This window comes from Chryseobacterium arthrosphaerae (genome assembly GCF_001684965.1).
Taxonomy (GTDB): Bacteria; Bacteroidota; Bacteroidia; order Flavobacteriales; family Weeksellaceae; genus Chryseobacterium; species Chryseobacterium arthrosphaerae.
This window is the reverse complement of sequence record NZ_MAYG01000001.1, coordinates 1,948,111-1,968,074: the sequence shown is the minus strand read 5'-3', so window position 1 is coordinate 1,968,074 and position 19,964 is coordinate 1,948,111. Positions and strand designations below refer to the sequence as shown.

Sequence of the window (19,964 nt, the reverse complement as noted above, 5' to 3'; positions counted from 1 at the left end):
CCAAAATATTAAAAACGTGAAAATCAAAAAATCTTATATAGTTTCTTTATTGGGATTTATCGGGCTGAATATTCTTTCAGCCCAGGTAAATCCTTCCGGAAAACAAAGTACTGCATTTACCAATCCCATCATCTGGGCAGATGCACCGGATTTATCCATTACCAGAAACGGAAATGATTTTTACCTGATCAGTACCACCATGCACCTGATGCCGGGAGCTCCGGTGATGCATTCCAGGGATCTGGTACATTGGGAAATGTCCGGGTATGTTTTCGATACTTTGAATGACAACTCAAAATATGATTTATTGAACGGAACTGTTTACGGAAGAGGCCAATGGGCATCTTCAATCCGTTATCATAAAGGAAAATATTACGTTTTATTCTCTCCGAATGATGAACCTTTTAAATCTTATTTCTATGTGACGGATGATCCAGAAAAAGGAAAATGGAAACTCATTACAAGAACAAGGCATTTTCATGATGCTTCACTGTTTTTTGATGATGATGGCAAAATATATGTTTTCACTTCCAACAAAGTTTTTGAACTGAGTCCTGATTTTAAAGAGGTGATCGGAAATCCGGATGGAACTGAGGTATTTCAGAAAGATGCTTCGGAAACCGGACTTCTGGAAGGAAACCAGATCATCAAAAGAAACGGGAAATATTATATGATGATGATATCCTGGCCCAAAAACGGAAAACGCCGTCAGATCATCTACAGAGCAGATAAAGTGACAGGTCCTTACGAGAAAAAAGTAATCCTGGAAGACAATTTTTTAGGATTTTCCTACGCAGGGCAGGGCGCTTTGATTGATGATAAAAACGGAAACTGGTATTCTCTTATTTTTCAGGACAGAAATGGAGTAGGACGTGTTCCGCTGCTGCTTCCCGTACAATGGGAAAATGACTGGCCGGTGTTGGGAGATAACGGAAAAGTTCCTTTGAAAGGAGAAGTTCCGCTTCCGCCGTTCAAACCCAAAAATCATCTGGTGGAAAGTGATGAGTTCTCTGATAAAACAATGAAAATTCAATGGCAATGGAATCATAATCCCGTAAATGAAGCGTGGTCTTTATCCGAAAGAAAAGGTTTTCTGAGATTGAAAACCAGCAGAATCGTAGATAATCTGTACGCTGCACCCAATACGTTGACCCAGAGAATGGAAGGCCCGGTCTCTTCAGTAGTTTTGGCCATAGATCTTAAAGGAATGAAAGATGGGGATGTTGCAGGTTTCAGTGCTTTCAACGGGGATTCCGGGATTTTGTCAATAGTAAAGGAGGGTAAAGAAAAATTCATTGTTTTTTCAACCAATGAGGTAAGCCTGGACAGTAAAACCAAAGCGATTACAGGAGTTAAAAAAGAAGAAAAAAAACGGATTTATCTCAATTCGGATAAGGTTTTTCTCCGTATTGATGCCGATTTTAACCTTGGGAAAGATCTTGCAGACTTCTATTACAGTATGGATCAGAAGAACTGGACGGAAATGGCAAAAGACTACAAAATGATCTTTGATTACCGGAGATTTTTTATGGGATCAAAATTCGCAGTTTTCAATTATGCCACTAAAAATACCGGAGGATTTATAGATGTGGATTTTTTCAGAGTCAATAAGTTCGGAGAATGAAATAACAAAATTCGTAGGGAAAAATCTGCTGTAAATAGGTAAATAAATTAAGTAAACCACAAAAGTCACAAAAGCTTCATTTTAAAACACTTGAGTTCACCTAAGTAAGTTTAAAATGATTCCGAAGAGAAGTTCACACAAGATGAAAATCAAAGATTTTCACAAAACTTAAGTGTACTTATTATGCATAAAGTTGGCTTTGAAAAACTTAAGTGTTTAAAACTTTGTTGTTTAAATTTAATATAACCACAAAAGTCACAAAGCTTTCATTTTAAAACACTTGAGTTCACCTAAGTAAGTTTAAAATGACTCAGAAGAGAAGTTCACATAAGATGAAAATCAAAGATTTTCACAAAACTTAAGTGTAATTATTATGTATAAGATTTGGCTCAAAAAACTTAAGTGTTTAAAACTTTGTTTTTTAAATTTAATATAACCACAAAAGTCACAAAAGCTTCATTTTAAAATACTTGAGTTCACCTAAGTAAGTTTAAAATGATTCCGAAGAGAAGTTCACATAAGATGAAAATCAAAGATTTTCACAAAACTTAAGTGTACTTATTATGCGTAAGATTTGGCTCAAAAAAACTTAAGTGTTTAAAACTTTTGCGGTTAAAAATAGCAAAATTAGCAGAGGAAAATCTGCTGTAAATAGGTAAATAAATAAAATAAGTAAAATCCACAAAAGCTTTCATTTTAAAACACTTGAGTTCAAATAAGTAAGTTTTAAAATGATTGTGTAGAAAGTTTACGTAAGATAAAATCAAAGATTTTCACAAAACTTAGGTGTACTCTTATTACGACAAGGTTTGGTTCTGAAAAAACTTAAGTGTTCAAAACTTTTGTGCCTTTTGTGGTTAAAAATAATCAGTATAAAACTTAAACAGTATTGCTATTTTTTTATCCAAAATAATAAGTATTAAAACTACAAATAAAAAATCATGAATAAATCAGTTGTATTAGCATTAGGTTTCATGCTGTCAGGAGTTTTTATTTCTGCACAGGCTTTTGATAAAAAAGTACCACAGGATTTCGATACAGAAAAAAAAGAAATTCTACACGGAAAAATTGATACGATACAGTATTCTTCGGTAACGGTTGGCACTACACGCAAGGCTTTGGTTTACACACCGCCGGGATTCAAAAAAGGGGAAAAATATTCTGTTTTGTATCTGCTACACGGCATTGGCGGGGATGAAAAAGAGTGGTTTAAAAATGGAACTCCGCAAATTATTTTAGATAATCTGTATGCCAAAGGAAAACTTTCTCCCATGATCGTTGTACTTCCCAACGGCCGGGCGATGAAGGACGACAGGGCGACCGGAGACATCATGGCAAAGGATAAAGTAGAAGCTTTTGCAACCTTTGAAAAAGACCTGCTGAATGATTTGATTCCCTTTGTAGAAAAAAAATATCCGGTGAAAAAAGACCGAAATAACAGAGCGATTGCCGGACTTTCCATGGGAGGCGGGCAGACCCTGAATTTCGGACTGGGAAATATCGATAAGTTCGCATGGGTGGGAGCCTTTTCCGCAGCTCCAAATACCAAAGAACCTCAACTTCTTCTTCCGGATCCATCCAAAGCTAAAGAATTAAAACTTCTCTGGATCTCATGCGGAGACCAGGACAGGTTGATGCCTTTCAGTAAAAGAACGAGCGACTATCTTACAGACAATAAAATTCCCCATATTTTTTATGTAGAACCGGGCGGCCACGATTTCAAAGTGTGGAAAAATGATTTGTATCTGTTTTCGCAACTGCTTTTCAAACCCGTCAATCAGGAAGAAGTTAATCGTATTCTGAAGTCACAATAAATACAGGATTAAAGTTTTAAATCCAAATTTCTATGAATATCCGAACAATATCTATAAGTTTCATTGCGCTGACAGGTTTATTTTCGATGGGATCTGCGCAGAATCCTATCGTTCAAACCAATTACACTGCAGATCCGGCACCAATGGTGTACAATGACAGGCTGTATGTGTATACCACACACGATGAAGACGATTCCACCTGGTTTACCATGAACGACTGGAAAGTATATTCCACCAATGATATGGTGAACTGGACAGACCACGGAACAATTCTCTCGTATAAAGAGTTCGACTGGGCAAAACGCGATGCCTGGGCTGCACAATGTGTAGAAAGAAACGGAAAGTTCTTTATGTACGTTCCGATGTGGTCCAAAACCAGTAACAAAGGCGCAGTTGGGGTTGCCGTTGGTGACAGTCCGTTTGGCCCTTTTCATGATCCGCTGGGAAAACCTCTTGTTCAGAGCGAATGGGGAGATATTGATCCCACTGTTTTTGTGGATGATGACGGACAGGCACACATGTACTGGGGAAATCCCAAGCTTAAATATGTAAAGCTGAATGAAGATATGATTTCTTATTCCGGAAATATTGTAGAAGTCCCGATGACCGAAGAATCATTTGGCAAAAGGGATGGAAAACCCAATCCGGAAAGACCTTCAAAATATGAGGAAGGACCGTGGCTGTACAAAAGGAAAAATCTGTATTATCTTTTCTGGCCGGGTGGTCCACTTCCCGAATTCATAGGCTATTCTACAGGTAAAACAGCACAGGGGCCCTGGAAATATGGAGGAATTGTGATGCCTACGGAAGGGAAATCATTCACCAATCATCCCGGAGTTATTGATTTCCGGGGGAAAACCTATTTTTTTTATCACAATGGCGCTTTGCCGGGCGGAAGCGGATTTACAAGATCGGTAAGCCTGGAAGAACTTACCTTCAATAAAGACGGTTCTATTTCCCCGTTTAAAATGACTAACGGAATTACAAAAGCTATCGCAACCGTTAATCCTTATTCATTCAATCAGGCGGAAATGATTGCCTGGTCGGAAAATGTAAAATCCTACCAGAATAAAGAGGCCGGTGTTTTCATCAAAGCCAAGAAAAATGGTGCCTATACCAGTATAAAGAATGTAGATTTCCGGAAAAAAGGAGCCACTGCTTTCTCTGCAAGGGTAGGAACTACTCATAACAGTGACGTAACAATGAGCATTCATCTGGATGCTGTGAACGGACCGGTTGCTGCAACAGTAAAGGTTCCGCTGACGGGCGGGGATGACCGCTGGGAAACCGTAAAAGTTCAGCTTGTTGAAAAGATTACCGGCATTCATGATCTGTATTTTGTATTCCATGGAAAAGCCTCAACGGATATTATGTATTTCGATTACTGGACCTTTCTTGAAAATAATTAATTATGAGAAAAAAAGTTTTATTTATCGTATTCAGCTTGTTTCTGATCAGCAAAAGCTTTGCACAGGTAGCAGAAATTTCAAGCCCTGACGGACATCTGAAGCTTCATGTTTTTTCAGAAGAAGGAAAAGCCTTGTATGATGTTATCCTTCAGGGAAAAACAATGCTTGAAAAATCCCCGTTGGGCTTGGTAACCAATGAGTCTGATTTTTCAAAGAATCTGAAATTTCTCGATAGCAAAAAAGATATCGTTTCCAAGAAATATACGAACCAAAAAATCAAAAAATCTGAAATTGATTACAAAGCCAATACTTTATCGGTTAATTTCATCAATGCAGATCAGCATCAAATAAGCATCGAATTTCAGGTGAGTAACAACAATATTGCTTTCCGGTACAATATTCCACCGATGAAAGAACGGCTGAGTGTGGTGGTACAGTCAGAAAATACAGGGTACAGATTTCCTTCAGAGACTACTACTTTTCTTTCACCTATGATGAAACCTATGACAGGTTTTGCCCGCACGGCACCAAGTTATGAAAGTGGCTATAAAGCTGATGCGGAATTGGGAATACCGTCTGATTACGGCTATGTTTTCCCGGGTCTGTTTCATATCGGAAATGAAGGCTGGATATTGCTTTCCGAGACAGGAGTGAATAGTACATATTGTGCTTCACACCTTGAAACCACAGCAGAAAAAGGCCTTTACAAAGTAGCCTATCCGAATATTGCTGAAAATAATGGTTTCGGAAGTACCGGAGCAGCCATTTCACTTCCTGGAAAAACACCCTGGAGAACAATTACAGTGGGCAGTTCTTTGAAACCCATCGTAGAGACTACTATTCCTTTTGATGTGGTAGATCCTATGTATGAGCCTTCACAGGAGTATCAGTTCGGAAAATCTACCTGGAGCTGGATTCTGTGGCAGGACAAAAGCATGAATTATGATGATCAGGTGAAATTCATAGACCTTGCTGCTGCATTGAAATATCAGTTTATTCTCATGGATGCGCTTTGGGATAAAAACATAGGCAAGGACCGCATGAGAGCGCTTATTCAATATGCAAAATCGAAAAATGTCGGGGTATTGCTCTGGTACAATTCCAACGGAACAGCTAATGACGCACCGATGGGACCTAGAAACAAAATGAGCTCATCTGTTGAACGTAAAAAAGAAATGAAATGGCTGAAAGATGTCGGTATAAAAGGACTTAAAGTGGATTTCTTCGGAGGAGACAAACAGGAAACCATGCGTCTTTACGAAGATATTCTCTCCGACGCCAATGATTTTGGATTAACCATTATTTTTCACGGAGCCACGGTACCGAGAGGCTGGGAAGTGATGTACCCGAATTATGCAGGAAGCGAGGCCGTTCTTGCCTCAGAAATGCTTTATTTCTCAGAAGAGGTACGCAGGCAGGAAGCTTTTTTTGCCACGCTTCATCCTTTTATCAGAAATACAGTGGGAAGTATGGAATTCGGAGGAACTTTTCTCAATACATATTTAACCGAGTCCAACAGAGACAAAAATAAAAGACATACCACAGATAGCTTTCAGCTGGCTACAGCAGTCCTGTTTCAGAATCCCGTTCAGATGTTTGGTATCATGCCGAATAACCTGACCGATGCCCCGGAATTTCAGCTCAGCTTCATGAAAGAAGTTCCGACACTTTGGGATGAGACAGTTTTCATAGACGGTTATCCCGGAAAATATGCCGTGGTGGCGAGGAGACATCAGAATCAATGGTATGTGGCTGGTGTCAATGCTGAAAAACAATCCCAAAAACTGAAAATAAAGCTTCCGATGTTTGCCGGGAAAACAGTTAGATTCATTAATGATGATGCGCAGGGAAATTCATCAGAAAAAGAAGTGAAAGTGAATGCAAAAGGTGATTTTATGATTGAAATTCAGTCGCAGGGTGGTTTTGTACTGAAAAATTAACAGAAGTAAACCTTATAGGTTTTTAAAACCTATAAGGTTTGAAGAGATTAAAAGAATACAGATTTTTTAAGTTTAAATAAAACTGATTATGAATCATTTAAAAATATTTTTCTTATTGCGTTGTTTGGATTTTGCCTGCAGATCTATGCTGCAGAACCGTTTATCAGTACTGAGAAAATCCCCGACGGAGGATTTGTAGTAAGAATTAAAGATTGATAAAACGAAAAACAGAAAAAATGCGCTTCAAAAACTTATACATCTTTATCATTTCGGGATTTTTGGTTTCCTGCTCTTCCTCACAAAGTCTGGAAAAGCAGTCATCCAAAGGCCAATGGCTCACTACCTGGGCAACAGCTCCCCAATTGGTAGAACCTAAAAACCTTGCGCCGGAACCGGGGCTTTCGGGGAACACCCTGCGTCAGATTGTGCGTGTATCTGTGGGTGGGAAAAAACTGCGGTTACGTTTTTCCAACAAATATTCTATGGATAGTTTGGCGGTAAAAGCGGTTTCGATTGCCGTGCCGTCCGATAGCAGCAATGTGGATGCAGCTACCATCAGATCATTAACGTTTGAGAAGAAAAACAGTTTTAAAATTGCTCCCGGATCTGATATTTATTCTGATGAGTTAAACTTTAATCTGAAATCTAATTCGTTGCTGGCCATTACAATTTCCTACGCAAAAGTAACCCAATCTGTCACCGGACACCCGGCTTCAAGAACAACCTCTTTTATTGTTAAAGGTGAGCAGACCAATGCTGCGGTATTTAAAAATCCAGTAAAGACAGATCACTGGTATTCGCTTTTTAACATCGATGTAAAGACTGATGAACCCTCATATGCGGTTGCAATCATGGGAAATTCCATTACTGATGGAAGAGGATCGGGAACAAACAGACAGAATCGCTGGCCGGATATTTTTTCTCAGCGGTTATTAGCAAATCCTTCTACCCGGAATATAAGTGTCCTTAATTTCGGAATTGGTGGGAATTGTGTGGTGCGTGGCGGTTTGGGTCCTACAGCATTAGACCGTTTTGATTATAACATCCTCAATCAGCAGGGCGTAAAATGGCTGATCATTCTGGAAGGAGTGAATGATCTGGGAGGAACAAGAGATCCTGATGACGCTTCCAAAAGAACAGAAGAACTGATTGCCGCTTACCAGGTGATGATCGATAAGGCACATGTTAACGGGATCAAAGTGTATGGAGCAACAATTCTTCCTTTCGGAAAGTCGTTCTACGAAAAACCCTTCCGTATCGAGGCCTGGAAAAAAGTAAACGACTGGATCAGAAACAGCGGGAAGTTTGATGCCATCATTGATTTTGCCAAACATATGCAGAGTGAAAATCCGGAGGTCATCTTAAATGATATGCACGATCATGATTTTCTTCACCCCAATGAGGCCGGCTACAGGAGAATGGGAGAATTTGTGGATCTGAACTTATTTAAAAATTAAAATCAAAAAGATATAGTATGAATTTTACAAAAAACATTTCGCTGTTTCTTACGTTGTTGTTTATATTTTTTGTAAAAGCAACCGAACCATTTATTTCTTTTGCTAAGACAGAAAATTCGGTGGTGTTGAAAGAGCGCAATTCAGGTTTGATGCTGTTTTCAGATAGCGATTCGGACAAAGGAATTCTGCGTGCCGTTGCGAATCTTCAATCCGATTTTCAAAAAGTAACCGGTGTTCAGCCTCATCTGGTTTCCCAAAACCCTGGAGTGAACGGAATGATCATCATTATTGGTGAAGCAGGTAAAAGCAAGACCATTGATAATTTAATTCGTCAAAAAAAGCTGGATGGAAAAGCATTAACTGGGAAAAGAGAAAAATATATCATTCAGAATGTCAGTGATCCATTTCCGGGCGTTTCTGAGGCTATTGTGATTGCAGGAAGTGATAAAAGGGGAACGATTTACGGGATTTATGAAATGTCTCAGCAGATAGGTGTTTCACCATGGTATTATTGGGCTGACGTTCCGGTTGAGAAAAAAGATAATCTATACTTTAAAAAAGGAATCTATACCGATGGAGAACCTGCGGTAGAGTATCGTGGTATTTTCCTTAATGATGAAGAGCCTTCACTCGGAGGCTGGGCAAGAGCAACTTTTGGCGGAGTAAACAGTAAATTTTATGAAAAAGTTTTTGAACTTATTCTGCGTCTTAAAGGAAACTATATCTGGCCGGCAATGTGGGGAAAGGCATTCTATGACGATGATCCTCTAAGCGGCCCGTTAGCGAACGAAATGGGAATTGTCATGGGAACTTCACACCATGAACCCATGGCTTTGGCACAAACCGACTGGCACAGGTATATCAAAAAAAATAACCTCCCGAATGTCTGGGATTATTCTAAAAATGCGGATGTTTTACAGAAATTCTGGAAATCCGGACTCGAGAGAAGCAAAAACTGGGAAAAACTCGTTACAGTAGGAATGCGGGGTGATGGCGACGAAGCAATGGGAGAGGGAACCAATATTTGCCTGCTCGAGAAAATTGTAAAAGATCAGCGTAAAATCATTGCAGATGTTACGGGGAAAAAAGCAGAGAAAACACCTCAGGTCTGGGCATTGTATAAAGAAGTTCAGGACTATTATGATAAAGGAATGCGGGTTCCGGATGATGTGATCCTGCTGTTCTGTGATGATAACTGGGGAAATGTAAGAAAGCTTCCGGACCTTTCAAAACCTTTGCATAAAGGTGGCTATGGAATCTATTACCACTTCGATTATGTAGGCGGCCCGAGAAATTCCAAATGGATCAACATAAGTCCCATCCAGAGAGTCTGGGAACAGATGAACCTTTCTTATGAACATAAGGTAGATAAGCTTTGGGTAGTGAATGTGGGAGATTTAAAACCCATGGAATTTCCGATCAGTTTTTTCCTGGAAATGGCCTGGAACCCAAAACAGTTTAACGCTAAAAACCTTTTGGAATATACTGAGAAATGGGCTGCCCAGCAGTTTGGTGAAAAACACGCCAAAGAAATTGCCGGGATGATTAATCTATATGCCAAATACAACAGGAGAGTTACGCCTGAAACCCTGGACAGCAACACGTACAGCCTTGAAAATTACCATGAATTTGAAACGGTTTTAAATGATTACAGAGCATTGGCCGTAGAAGCTTTACGGTTAAAAGAGCAGATTCCGGCTGAGTACCAGGATGCCTATTATCAGTTGGTTTTGTATCCGATTGATGCATGCAGTAATTTATACGAAATGTACTATGCGGTAGCAAAAAACAGGGAACTGGCAGCGAAAAAAGATCCGGGAGCCAATTTCTACGCAGATAAAGTGAAGGCATGTTTTGAAAGAAACGCTTATCTGGACAATCAATACAACAATGTGATTGCCGGAGGAAAATGGAAGCATATGATGGATCAGATGAGAATAGGATATAAAAGCTGGGCAGATGGAAAAGAAAATATAATGCCTGAAGTCACCTATATTTCTGATGCTGAGGTTCCCAAAGAAAAGATATTTCAGGAAAAAAACGGCTATGTGTCTATTGAAGCAGAAAATTTTGCAAGACTTCATCAATCAGACAGGATCCATTGGGAAGTGATTCCTGATTTCGGAAAAACAAAATCCGGTGTGACAACCTTTCCACAGAATGTATATCCAAAAAGTGATGAAAATATCTGGCTTGAATATGATATCAATTTTGAATCTAAAGGTGAGTTTGAAGTCCAGCTATTATTAGCTCCGACTTTAAATTTTAATCATAATAAAGGATTGCGCTATGAGATTTCTTTTGACAACGAAACTCCGCAGACTGTTAACTTCAACAGGCATTACAAAGGGGAATTGGGAAAATGGCAGTCCGAACATATCATTAAATCCGCTACAAAGCATCCGGTTCAGCAGGCAGGAAAACATACTTTACGTTTCAGAGTGATGGAACCGGGCATTGTCCTTGAAAAAATCCTGATCAACACCGGCGGCTTAAAGCCCTCTTACCTGGGCGCTCCCGAAAGCGAAATGCTTCACTGAATGACCAATACTCATCACAAATAACACTTTAATTATGAAACATTACTCTTAGTTCACATTCCAATCTGAAATACAGTTCCCTGACAGAGAATGAAGAGAAAAAAACAGCGGATGATTTTGTAAACAGCTTTATTTAACAGATCGCTGCCTGATCTATTTCAGGATATTTCCTGACGGTTTTTGAAATTAAACTGTCTTGATGGGGAATCTATTGCCCTTACTCTAATTATTTGCAATCAAAATCACGACTATCTAAAACTAAACCATTATGAAAAAACTTTTAAATTTTGTCAGTATTCATTCTATATTGTTTTTCAGTTGTCTGTTGCATGGACAGCTTACCACTGTAAAAATTGATAAGAACACATCTTATCAGAAAATAAAAGGGTTCGGGGGATTTGTCTGCAGTCCCCAGTTTGCCTATAACCATATGTCTACCTCAGAGATTCAGACGCTTTGGGGCGCTTCCAGTGAAGGCGGATATAATATTATGAGATTGTATATTCCCGAAGACAGCAGTAACTGGAGTTCTGTACTGGCTACAGCACAGCTAGCCAAATCTATGGGGCTTACCATTTTTGCTTCGCCTTGGACAATGCCCGCAACCTGGAAAACCAATAACCATGTCAATGCAGTTTACACTGACGCTAACGGAGTACAGCAGATCGGATATTTAAAGCCGGAAAATTACCAGGATTATGCGCTTTATCTTAACAGTTTTGTTACCTATCTTCAGAACAACGGGGTAGATCTTGATTATATCTCCATTCAAAATGAACCGGATGAAATGGCCCAGTATCAGGGATGTATATGGACTCCTGCACAGATTACCAATTTTATCAAAAATTACGGGCAGCTTATCAACTGTAAAGTGATTGCCCCGGAAAGTGTAGGATTTACGGATAATTTTGCCAGTGCTTTGCTGGATCCTGCGGCAATGGCTAATTTTGAAGTGTATGGAGGGCATCAATATGGGCTTATGCAGTCCACCTACAAGCAATTTCAGAATTACAACAAAGAAATCTGGCAGACAGAATATCTGATCAACTGGAATTCTTCATCCACACAGCCGGCCCGTGATTTCAGCTGGAATACAGATGCTTTTACTTTTGCCAGCAGTGTCAACAATGCATTACTGGGGAATATCAATGCCTGGATCCATTACTCTGCCAAACGTTATTATGGCTTGATGGGCGATGGAACTTACGGAACTTCTGCAGGTGTAATGACCAAAAGAGGTTATATCCTTTCACATTATGCCAAGTACACAACAGGAAAGATTAGAATAGAAGCCAAATGGGATGACAAAACCGGAGTTTTACAAGGCTCTTCCTATATTTCACAGGATGGAAATCAGGTCGTTCTTATGGTCATCAATCCTTCTCAGAATACGTATAGTTTGAAGGTTGACCTGCCTTTTTACACAACTTCAGGAACAAAAGTATTGACCAATATACAATCCAATATGGTCACCACACCTATTTCTTTGAGTACAGCAACATTCCGGCCTACTGCTGATATCAGTCCTTCCAGTGTCATGACATTTGTTTTTAATAAAAGTGGCGACCGACCTGCTTCTCTGATGACAGGCGGTGATATCCATTATAATAAAATTGAAACACAAACGGCTACCAGTACAGCTTTTGGGACAGGATTCAATATCAGCAATACAACGGTAACATTCTCCAATCCAAGTCCTCTTATCAGCAATAATATGACTGCAGCTAACGGATATCTTCAGCTTAATGACCGGTATAATAAACTGATCCTGCATGTAAACAGCTATACAACAGCAGGACAAAGCTATTCGGACAATACGACTTTATACTATATCAATAACCAGGGCATAACCAAATCATATAATTACGGAAAGATTAATTTTCCGCAGGGAGGAAATTTCGATATCACATTCGATATTTCAAGACAGGTGCTGACAGACGGATGCAAAGGGATTTTAGGACTGAGAAATTCCAATTACAGCTCTGTGCTTACCCTTAATCTGGGAGATGTTTATTTTAATGTTGGTAATGAAATTGCTTCCAAATTCGGAGGAACCTATTCTGCAAGCGACAGCTATCTGATGGATGCTCTGGAAAACGGCTATTACACCTCTGTAGATTTCAGAAATGCAGCAGGGGTTACTTCCTCCAATGACTGGCAGCCTATGAGTGCTAACTCTAACAGTATTTATTATGTGAATTCAAACGTAACTTCATCTGCCAATAATGTGATTTCAGGGACAGCTTGTTCAAATCTTGTCCTTTCCGGTCAGGGTATGGATTTTCAGGTACCGTTTAACTTTACAGCCAATACAGCTTCTTACAGCCGTACGTTTAATGGTTATGATGTGCTGATCTTGCCGTTTCAGGCTAATATACCGTCCGGGGTTACTGCTTATCTGATGTCTCCGAATGTCAGTAATATCAACTGTACCGCAATTTCAAACGGAATCATTCCTGCAAATACTCCGGTAATCATCAACGCGACAGGAAATATTACTTTCAACGGTACAGGAAATGTTTCCACTCCCAAAGCAATTACTGTTAACCAGATGAACGGAGTCTATCAGAGTATCAAGGTTCCGGCTAATGCTTATGTGCTGAAAACAGAAAACGGGGTAACAGGCTTCTATAAAGTAACGGCCGGAAGTGAGCCTGCAATAGGATCTTTCAAAGCATATCTTACAGAAGAAAATGCCTATTCTGCCAATGTTCTTCCTTTAAATTTTGGATCATTAGGCGTCAGAAATATTCTTGCTGAATCTAAAAGACAAGAAGTGAAAATATATCCTAATCCGGCAAAAGCAGATCTTTTCATTGATTCTGATCTTTCAGAAGCTGCTGCCATCATTTTTGATGCACGAGGAAGTGTCATCAGAGCCGGATTGAAAATAAATTCAGGAAAGAACCATGTTAATGTAGAAGGTCTTCCTGCTGGTATTTATTTCGTTGAGGTTGCTTACAAGAACAAGATCGTTGCGACACAAAAAATTGTTAAAGAATAACTGAAAAACAAGCCATCATAAAATATGGTTATGGTGGCATTTGGTTTTATAAAATAAATTTCAATGACGACAAAAAATAAAATATTCTCCATTTCAATTTCCCTCAGTGCTGCTTTTTTTTCAGCTCAGAATAATACTGCCCATACTTTTAACCTGGATCTGAAAGAAACTCCGACACCTGTTAAAATACAACCTACCATGTACGGGATTTTCTTTGAAGACATCAATTTTGCAGCAGATGGCGGATTGTATGCGGAACTGATTAAAAACCGGAGTTTTGAATTTGATGAACCTTTTACAGGCTGGAAACAGCCCAACACAAAAACACTCTCTCCTAATCTTGATTCCGGGTTTCTGACCATTTATTCCGATCCTGCCAAAACCAATAAGAATTACGCAAGAATTACCGTTCTGAACGATAAAAATTATATTCTGGAGAATGAAGGATTCAGAGGAATAGGGCTTCATCAGGGAGAACAATATGATTTCAGTTTTAATCTGGAGAATGTTTCAGGAAACATTGCTGCAGTAAATGCAAGTCTTGTTGATGAAAGCGGGAAGGAAATTTCTTCAGTTTCCACACTCATCAAAGGAAAGGGTTGGCAGAAGTATACAGCCGTTTTCAAAGCACCGCAGACCATAGAAAAAGCAAAACTGCAGATCACATTTACAGGAAACGGCATTGTCAATATGGATATGATCTCACTTTTCCCTCAAAATACCTGGAAAGGCAGAAAAGGAGGCTTACGAAAAGATCTCGTTCAGAAATTATATGATTTGCAACCCGGATTTTTGAGATTTCCTGGAGGCTGTATTGTGGAAGGAAGAACTTTGGCAGAACGCTATCAGTGGAAAAAAACAATTGGAAATGTAGCAGACCGCGAATACCTCATCAATAAATGGAGTACAGGCTTTCCGCACAGGCTTACACCGGATTACGGACAGTCTTTCGGGTTAGGGTTTTATGAATATTTCCAGCTTTCCGAAGATCTGGGGGCAGAACCCGTTCCTATTCTGAGTTGTGGTATGGCTTGCCAGTTCAATACTGCCGAGCTGGTGAAAATGGAAAATCTCGATCCTTATGTTCAGGATGCCCTTGACCTTATTGAATTTGCCAACGGAGATTCCGGAACAAAATGGGGGAGAATCCGAACTGAAATGGGACATCCAAAGCCTTTTAATTTAAAATTTATCGGAGTAGGAAATGAGCAGTGGGGAGCAGATTATATTGAACGTTATAAAGTATTTGAAAAAGCCATTCATGCAAAATATCCTGGTATTAAGATTATCTCCGGAAGTGGACCGTCACCTGATGGCGAGTTCTTCGAGTATGGCTGGAAAGAGCTGAAACAGCTTAATGCACAGATTGTAGATGAACATTATTACAATTCACCCGAATGGTTTATGAAAAACGCCGGAAGGTATGATGAATATGATCGTTCCGGACCAAAAGTTTTTGCCGGGGAATATGCAGCCCAGTCTGTAGGCGTAGTAAAACCTGATAATAAAAATAACTGGCTGACCGCCCTTTCGGAAGCCGCTTTTATGACCGGTCTTGAAAGAAATGCGGATGTTGTGTATATGACTTCCTATGCACCGCTTTTTGCCCATGCTGATGGCTGGCAGTGGACACCCGATCTCATCTGGTTCAATAATCTGAAATCTTATGCAACCCCGAACTATTATGTTCAGAAATTATTCTCCAACAATAAAGGAACGGATGTACTGAAAATAGAAAGCAACGGAAAAGCAGTATCCGGCCAGGAAAAATTATACGCTACGGCAGTAAAAGATGCTAAAAATAAGGAGATTATTATTAAAATAGTCAATGCTGATACTCAGGTTAAAACGGTTAATATCAAACCCGGAACTCTGAAAACAGGTAAAAAAATAACTAAAATCCTTCTGTCTGCACCACAGCTTACTACTGAAAATAATTTCGATGCTGAACCCATAAAACCAAAAGAGGAGAATTCCGAAACCAAAAATGGGGAAATTTCAACGGAAATTCCGGCCAATTCTTTAGTGGTTTTAAAGGTGAAAATAATTTAATAAACTGTAATACATGTGTTTATGAAAAATAAGTGTGTTTTTTACATTTATTTAAAATAGAATCTTATATTTGTTTTTATCTCATCAGGAGAAATTAAAATCTCAACAATCAAAAACGTTTCACCACCATGAAAAAATATGTTATCGGGCTGGACTATGGTACAGATTCCGTACGGGCCGTTCTTATTGATACTGAAAACGGTTCCGAAATAACTTCTTCAGTCAGCTACTACCAGAGATGGAAGGAAGGTAAATTCTGTAATCCCTCAGCCAATAGTTTCAGACAGCATCCTTCAGATCATATTGAATGTCTGGAAAAGACTATTTCTGAAGTTGTAAGAGAAAGCGGGATACCGGCAGAGCAGATCGTCAGTATTTGTATTGATACTACAGGCTCTTCACCGCTTCCTGTAACCAATGATGGAACAGCCCTGGCCCTGGTTCCTGGATTTGAAGAAAACCCCAATGCCATGATGGTTTTATGGAAAGACCACACGGCCATTCGTGAAGCCGAAGAAATCAATACCCTTGCAAGAGCCTGGGGTGGTGAAGATTATACAAAATATGAAGGCGGCATTTACTCTTCAGAATGGTTCTGGGCTAAAATACTGCATATCAGCAGAGCAGATGCAGAGGTAAAAAATGCAGCTTATAGCTGGATGGAACACTGTGATTATCTGACTTTCCTTTTATCAGATCATAAAGACCTAGCCACCTTTAAAAGAAGCCGTTGTGCAGCTGGCCACAAAGCCATGTGGCATGAGTCATGGGGCGGTTTGCCTTCCGAAGAATTCCTCAACAGGCTTGATCCTTCTCTGGGAACGCTCAGAGGAAGATTATACAGGGAAACGTATACTTCAAATGAAATTGCCGGCTACCTGAATGAAGAATGGGCTGCAAAAACAGGTCTTACCACCAAAACCATCATTACCGTAGGAACCTTTGATGCCCACTCAGGAGCTGTAGGAGCAAGAGTGGAAGAAAATACACTGATCAGGATTATGGGAACTTCTACCTGTGATATTATGGTAGCCTCACGGGAAGCCATTGGGGATACAACGGTAAAAGGAATCTGCGGACAGGTTGACGGTTCCGTAATTCCCGGATTGATAGGGCTTGAAGCAGGACAGTCTGCCTTTGGAGATGTGCTGGCATGGTATAAAGATATCCTGATGTGGCCGGTTCATCAGGTGATGATGCATTCCGAAAATATTTCAGACGGGCAGAAAACAAAGCTTGCTGAAGAAATGGAGGAGGGACTTATCAGAAAATTAACCCTTGAAGCAGAAAAAGTTCCTCTTTCAGACACCGTTCCGGTTGCATTGGACTGGGTCAACGGAAGAAGAACACCGGATGCAGACCAGGAACTTAAGGCAGCGATCAGCCAGCTTTCTCTGGGAACAAAAGCTCCTCATATTTTCAAAGCTTTGGTGAATGCTATTTGCTTCGGAGCTAAAAAGATCGTTGACCGTTTTGAAGACGAAGGGGTGAAAATCAATAAAGTGATCGGAATCGGAGGAGTAGCAAGGAAATCGCCGTTCATCATGCAGACACTCGCTAATGTTCTGGATATGCCGATTGTGGTTGCCGCTTCGGACCAGACTCCTGCTTTGGGAGCTGCTGTTTATGCGGCCGTATCAGCAGGAATTTATCCTACCGTACAGGAAGCAAGCATGAAAATGGGCTCCGGATTTGAAGCAGAATACCAGCCGAAAGCCGAAGAAGTACAGCACTACAGAGAACTAATGCAGCAATACCAAAAGCTAGCTGATTTTGTAGAATACAATACCAAGCTGAAAAACAACAGAAAAGAACTTCAGAACTCCTGATATTAACCTTTTGAATAATACTCAAAATGAATACTTATAAAGAACTCCAAAGAGAATGCTATGAAGCGAATATGCAGCTGGATGCACTGAAGCTGGTGGTCTATACCTTCGGGAATGTGAGCGCTGTAGACCGTGATAAAGGTGTTTTTGCCATTAAACCAAGCGGTGTTCCCTACGACATTTTAAAGCCGGAAGATATGGTGATTCTGGACTTTGAAGCCAATGTCATTGAAGGAAAGCTCAGACCTTCTTCAGATACCAAAACCCATGCTTATCTGTATAAAAACTGGGAAAATATCGGTGGAATTTCCCACACCCATGCGATCTATTCCGTGGCGTGGGCACAGGCACAAATGGATATTCCTGTTTTCGGGACCACCCATGCAGACCATTTAACAACAGATATTCCCTGCGCTCCGCCTATGCGGGATGAACTGATCGAAGGAAACTACGAATACAATACAGGAATACAGATTCTGGAATGCTTTAAAGAAAAGAAGCTCTCTCCGGAAGAAGTAGAAATGGTTCTGATCGGCAATCACGGTCCGTTTACCTGGGGAAAAAATGCGGAGAAAGCTGTCTACAACAGCAAAGTGCTGGAAACCATTGCCGAAATGGCGTATCTCACCAGACAGATCAATCCTGATGCAGAACGTCTGAAAGACTCACTTATCAAAAAACATTATGAACGTAAGCACGGCAAAAATGCTTACTACGGACAGGAATTTAAACACTAAACACTTCAACATAAACAACTATTAACGATCAACAAAATTATGTTAACACCTCTCAATACCAAAGAAGTCTGGTTCATCACAGGAAGTCAGCATTTATACGGACCTGAAACACTTGCCCAGGTGGCAGATCATTCACAGAAAATTGTGGCAGAACTTGAAAAATCTTCTTTCATTCCGGTAAAAGTCATTGTAAAGTCAACGGTAAAAACTACCGAAGAGATATTTGAAACCATTGCAGCAGCCAATCAGGCAGAAAACTGTATAGGAGTAATCACGTGGATGCACACTTTTTCACCCGCCAAAATGTGGATCAGAGGATTAAAAATCTTACAGAAACCTCTTCTGCATCTGCATACCCAGTTCAACAGAGATATTCCCTGGTCTACCATGGATATGGATTTTATGAATCTTAACCAGGCCGCTCACGGAGACCGTGAATTCGGTTTCATAGTAAGCAGGCTCAGAAAGAGCAGAAAAGTAGTGGTAGGACATTGGTCAGAAGAAAGAGTTCAGAAGCAGATTGGTGACTGGAGCCGTGTGGCTGCAGGCTGGGACGACTGGCAGGGAGCTAAATTTGCACGCTTCGGGGATAATATGAGATTTGTAGCCGTTACAGATGGAGATAAAGTGGAAGCTGAAACCCAGTTCGGCTTTTCAGTCAATACCTGGGGAATCGGTGATCTTGTAGGCGTTATCAATTCTGTAAGTGAGGGAGAAATAAAAAGCCTTATGGAAGAATATGAATCTTCTTATCACATGGCAGCATCTCTTTTGGCAGGAGGAGCCAACAGAAGTTCACTTCATACCGCCGCAAAAATTGAATTAGGGCTTGAAAAATTTTTAAAAGACGGAGGATTTAAAGGATTTTCAGATACCTTTGAAGACCTTCACGGACTGGAACAACTCCCGGGAATTGCCGTACAGCGTCTGATGCAGAAAGGATACGGATTTGCAGGCGAAGGAGACTGGAAAACAGCAGCACTCGTACGTGCCATGAAAACAATGGGGCAGGGTCTTGAAGGAGGAAATGCCTTTATGGAAGATTATACCTATCATCTGGATCCTTCCAATCCATCCATTTTAGGTTCCCATATGCTGGAAGTAGACCCTGTTCTGGCAGCCGGAAAACCTTCATGTGAGATTCATCCGCTGGGAATTGGGGGAAAAGCAGATCCGGTTCGTCTTGTTTTTAATTCCAGAGGAAATATTAATTCTCTCAACGCAGCACTGATGGACTTTGGAAACCATTTCAGGCTGCTGATCAACAAAACCAGAGCATTGGAAATTACAGAAGAGCTGCCAAAACTCCCGGTAGCAAGGGTTTTATGGAAACCTCTTCCTGATTTATATACTGCCGCAGAAGCCTGGATACTGGCTGGAGGGGCACACCATACATGTTACAGTGAAAATATTTCAGCAGAGCAGCTGGAGGATTTTGCTGAGATAGCAGGGATTGAATCATTAGTCATTGATGAAGATACCAGAATGCGTGATTTTAAAAATACACTTCGCTGGAATGAAATGTATTATCGTTAATTAATTTTAAAAAATATGTAAA

11 protein-coding genes are annotated in these 19,964 nt (G+C 40.2%); all 11 read left to right on the top strand.

The features are described 5' to 3' along the window. Positions 1-16: 16 nt before the first annotated feature. The 11 genes from BBI00_RS09000 (at position 17) to araA (ending at position 19,942) form a co-directional block, all read left to right on the top strand. Positions 17-1,624 (top strand): glycoside hydrolase family 43 protein, encoded by a 1,608-nt coding sequence (locus BBI00_RS09000; protein ID WP_083988535.1) that lies wholly within the window; start codon positions 17-19, stop codon positions 1,622-1,624. Between the two features lie 941 nt (positions 1,625-2,565). Next, complete coding sequence (locus BBI00_RS08995) at positions 2,566-3,438, top strand: alpha/beta hydrolase (RefSeq protein ID WP_065398442.1); 873 nt, start codon at positions 2,566-2,568, stop codon at positions 3,436-3,438. 32 nt (positions 3,439-3,470) lie between these two features. Then, on the top strand, positions 3,471-4,847 hold the full coding sequence (locus BBI00_RS08990; RefSeq protein WP_065398441.1) for a glycoside hydrolase family 43 protein: 1,377 nt from the start codon (positions 3,471-3,473) through the stop codon (positions 4,845-4,847). A gap of 2 nt (positions 4,848-4,849) precedes the next feature. Beyond that, the gene (locus BBI00_RS08985; protein ID WP_065398440.1) at positions 4,850-6,787 is read left to right on the top strand and encodes a glycoside hydrolase family 97 protein; all 1,938 of its coding nucleotides are present in this window, start codon (positions 4,850-4,852) and stop codon (positions 6,785-6,787) included. Positions 6,788-7,023: 236 nt separating this feature from the next. After that, positions 7,024-8,244, top strand: coding sequence for an SGNH/GDSL hydrolase family protein (locus BBI00_RS08980; protein ID WP_065399686.1), 1,221 nt, complete (start codon positions 7,024-7,026; stop codon positions 8,242-8,244). A gap of 17 nt (positions 8,245-8,261) precedes the next feature. Beyond that, positions 8,262-10,784, top strand: coding sequence for a glycosyl hydrolase 115 family protein (locus BBI00_RS08975; protein ID WP_065398439.1), 2,523 nt, complete (start codon positions 8,262-8,264; stop codon positions 10,782-10,784). Positions 10,785-11,052: 268 nt separating this feature from the next. Then, positions 11,053-13,788, top strand: a complete 2,736-nt coding sequence (locus BBI00_RS08970) for a T9SS type A sorting domain-containing protein (protein WP_065398438.1) — start codon at positions 11,053-11,055, stop codon at positions 13,786-13,788. A gap of 63 nt (positions 13,789-13,851) precedes the next feature. Next, on the top strand, positions 13,852-15,840 hold the full coding sequence (locus tag BBI00_RS08965) for an alpha-L-arabinofuranosidase C-terminal domain-containing protein (protein ID WP_065398437.1): 1,989 nt from the start codon (positions 13,852-13,854) through the stop codon (positions 15,838-15,840). Positions 15,841-15,968: 128 nt separating this feature from the next. Then, positions 15,969-17,669 carry a ribulokinase gene (locus tag BBI00_RS08960; RefSeq protein WP_065398436.1) on the top strand — a complete coding sequence of 567 codons (1,701 nt, stop codon included), beginning with the start codon at positions 15,969-15,971 and terminating at the stop codon, positions 17,667-17,669. A 26-nt stretch (positions 17,670-17,695) separates the two neighbouring features. Then, positions 17,696-18,406 (top strand): L-ribulose-5-phosphate 4-epimerase, encoded by a 711-nt coding sequence (locus BBI00_RS08955; protein ID WP_065398435.1) that lies wholly within the window; start codon positions 17,696-17,698, stop codon positions 18,404-18,406. 39 nt (positions 18,407-18,445) lie between these two features. After that, positions 18,446-19,942: an L-arabinose isomerase gene (gene araA, locus BBI00_RS08950; RefSeq protein WP_065398434.1), complete on the top strand. Its 1,497-nt coding sequence runs from the start codon at positions 18,446-18,448 to the stop codon at positions 19,940-19,942. Positions 19,943-19,964: the final 22 nt, after the last annotated feature.